The organism is Dactylosporangium aurantiacum, assembly GCF_000716715.1.
In the GTDB taxonomy this organism is placed as follows: Bacteria; Actinomycetota; Actinomycetes; order Mycobacteriales; family Micromonosporaceae; genus Dactylosporangium; species Dactylosporangium aurantiacum.
In genome coordinates this window covers 1-205 of sequence record NZ_JNYJ01000220.1, presented here as the reverse complement: position 1 = coordinate 205, position 205 = coordinate 1, and the positions used below count along the sequence as shown (strand labels likewise).

Genomic DNA, 205 nt, shown 5'->3' with positions numbered 1-205 from the left:
TCGCCAAGCGCTACACCGGCCGCGGCATGGCGTTCCTGGACCTCATCCAGGAAGGCAACCTCGGCCTCATCCGCGCCGTGGAGAAGTTCGACTACACCAAGGGCTACAAGTTCTCCACCTACGCCACCTGGTGGATCCGCCAGGCCATCACCCGCGCCATGGCCGACCAGGCCCGCACCATCCGCATCCCGGTGCACATGGTCGA

At 65.9% G+C, this 205-nt stretch carries 1 protein-coding gene; it reads left to right on the top strand.

Annotation, left to right across the window (positions count from 1 at the left end):
- A partial coding sequence (locus OP18_RS50995) for a sigma-70 family RNA polymerase sigma factor (RefSeq protein WP_030433971.1) occupies positions 1-205 on the top strand: 205 nt, incomplete at both ends.